The sequence below is a fragment of the Clostridium tarantellae genome, assembly GCF_009295725.1.
Classification (GTDB): domain Bacteria; phylum Bacillota; class Clostridia; order Clostridiales; family Clostridiaceae; genus Sarcina; species Sarcina tarantellae.
On the sequence record NZ_WHJC01000385.1, the window covers coordinates 1 to 2,662 of the forward strand.

The window sequence follows — 2,662 nt, forward strand, 5'->3', positions numbered from 1 at the left end:
CCTTCTTCTCTTCCTTCTTCTTTTAAATACTTTTCTCTTATTTCATCAATAGTCATTTTTCTAACACCTCCTACATTATCTTTAAACTCTTTAAATTTTTCAGATAAGTCATCATTTTGTATTAAAAATAAATACTCTAGAAAGTATGTTAATGCCTTTCTTTGATCCATTGTTTTTACTTTATTATAGTTAACTAACTCATTAAATAGCTCTACTTTTGATAAGAATATTTCATTATCATTTGCATTTGTTGATAATAATTTTTTAGCTATTTTAAATACTAATTTTAAAGGATTATCATCATTTATATTATTTAAGTCTAATTTTTCAACATCAATTGTTCTAAAATTATAAATTAAAATATCATCCTCTAAGTCCGGTAATTTATATACATATTTTTTATCTTTACCTGCTGAACCCTTATATGTATATATTGCTGAACCTACTATATCAGAACTATCCTTATATTTATACCTAAATTTTTCATTACTAACAACTCAAAGTCAGCCTTATGATCTAAAAGCCAATCTAAGTAAAATAATCCTTAATTAATCATTTTGATCAAGCTTGTTTTTTCTTTTAAAACAAAAAAAGCCCTTTAGTTCAAGGACTTTTCATTGTATCAACACATTGTCGTGCTTTGAGATAATTAGACTAAATTTCCAACTAATCAACTATCTACATATTCACTACCTTTGATATAAACTCTACCTCATCTCTAATAACTACATATGGTGAATATTCTTTAGAACTAACTTGTATTTCAATAATATATTTTCTTCTATAACTCTCTATCTATACTTATTTCTCTTTCAGCTTCTTCTATTGCTATTTTAGCTCTCTTACTAAGCTCCAAACTTTCATCAACTATTTTGTTAATATTTATAAGCACCTCAAATCCATCTTCAATCATTTCATACTCATAAAATCTATTATCTACTGGATATCTATCTATAATAAATTTACTATCTAACATTCTAAGAGTAAAATAATCTTCGTTTCTTAAATTCTCTACTAAATCTTTTTTTATTGCATCATATATTATTGCTGTTTCATGAACTGAAAGCTTTATTCCATATCTTTGTATTACAAAAGTCTTTAATATCCTCTCTATAGTTCCATGAATTAATTCTAATTGTCTTGGATATGATAAACCTGCTTTGTTAGCTAAAATAGCATCTCTTAACATCACATTTGCATCTGCTTTCCATATTTTATACTTCTCTTTATTTATATTTTTAGGCTTAAACTTTTTTAACTTACCAGATTTATTTGTTCTACATTCTAGTGTGAATCTTTCAATTAAATTTTCCATACCCTATCCTCTTAAAAAATCAACTACAACACTTATATTCTTTTCTCTGGCATAATCCTCAATATTAGTAAGTATTTCACCTAACTTCCTAGCTTTCATTCCTTCTTTTACATACACTTGTATAACAAAATAATCATCTATTTCACTATATCTGAACTTAGTTATTTTATCTAAAATATTTTTTTCAAGACTTGCCTTAGTATGTTTTATAATATCATCATATTGCTCTTTACTCATTTCTTAAAACATCCTTTCTCTTTTCTATCTTACTAAAAATTATATAAAGTTACCGCTTAAATTCAAAAAGGCAGAAATATTATTAAATTTAACTTGTCTAAACAAATTCATTAAATCTTTATAAGAATAAGTCAAAAATATATCATATAATAATTTTTCATATTCATTTTATCATATTATACCCTATTTTATTCTTATAAGCATACTCGTTTAAAATTTATTTTTATATTTCATTTTAATTGTGATTGCCTTCTCCATTATCCGTTAAAAATTAATATATATTAATTATCAAACATATGAATTTAATTTTAACAATGGAGGTATATAACACTTGGAATGTAAAAGAAAAATCAGAGAAATTACTCATTTTAATAGGGGCTTAAAATCAAAGTTAAAGGTAGCAATCTATTGTAGGGTTAGCACCTCTCATCCTGAACAAATTCAAAGCTTGAACCAGCAAATTAACTATTATCGATGTATGGTTGATGAAAGATTAGACTGGACCCTTGCTGATGTCTACACTGATATTAAATCTGGTAAGAATACTTCTTCTAGAGCTGGATTTCAAAGAATGTTAGATGATTGTATTAATAAAAAGATAGATTTAATTATCACCAAATTGATACAATTTAGCGCCTTTTTTAGCTTTCATTATCGCTAAATTGTTTAGGGTTTCCGCTAAAAAGTGCACCCACTAAAAAATTGCTTCATTATATGTGTACTTTTATAATATGAATATTAAGAATGAAAATAAAAAATCCCCTAAAGGCTAACAAATTAATATCAGTCTTCAAGGGATTAGTTCATTCTTTTATTCTATTATTTCTTTGACTATATCTTCAGATACATTACATATCTTTGCAATATTTTCTACCGTTTCACCATTACTAAAAAGTTTTAATACTTTCTTTGTAAGTTTAATTCCTTCTTCTCTTCCTTCTACTTTGCCTTCTTCTCTTCCTTCTTCTCTTCCCTCTACTTTCCCTTCTTCTCTTCCTTCTTCTTTTAAATACTTTTCTCTTATTTCATCAATAGTCATTTTTCTAACACCTCCTACATTATCTTTAAACTCTTTAAATTTTTCAGATAAGTCATCATTTTGTATTAAAA

At 25.7% G+C, this 2,662-nt stretch carries 3 protein-coding genes and 1 pseudogene; 1 reads left to right on the plus strand and 3 read right to left on the minus strand.

The genetic code is table 11. The features are described from left to right. Nucleotides 1-781: 781 nt before the first annotated feature. A complete protein-coding gene (locus GBZ86_RS14765) occupies nucleotides 782-1,315 on the minus strand; it encodes a hypothetical protein (protein WP_152891913.1) in 534 nt (177 codons plus the stop codon). 3 nt (nucleotides 1,316-1,318) lie between these two features. Continuing rightward, a complete protein-coding gene (locus tag GBZ86_RS14770) occupies nucleotides 1,319-1,552 on the minus strand; it encodes a hypothetical protein (RefSeq protein WP_152891915.1) in 234 nt (77 codons plus the stop codon). 331 nt (nucleotides 1,553-1,883) lie between these two features. On the opposite strand from GBZ86_RS14770, the gene GBZ86_RS14775 reads away from it, so the two are divergent. Then, complete coding sequence (locus GBZ86_RS14775) at nucleotides 1,884-2,213, plus strand: recombinase family protein (RefSeq protein ID WP_152891917.1); 330 nt, start codon at nucleotides 1,884-1,886, stop codon at nucleotides 2,211-2,213. 150 nt (nucleotides 2,214-2,363) lie between these two features. On the opposite strand, the pseudogene GBZ86_RS17405 reads toward GBZ86_RS14775, so the two are convergent. Continuing rightward, nucleotides 2,364-2,662: pseudogene (locus GBZ86_RS17405) on the minus strand (Rpn family recombination-promoting nuclease/putative transposase); the annotation flags it as partial.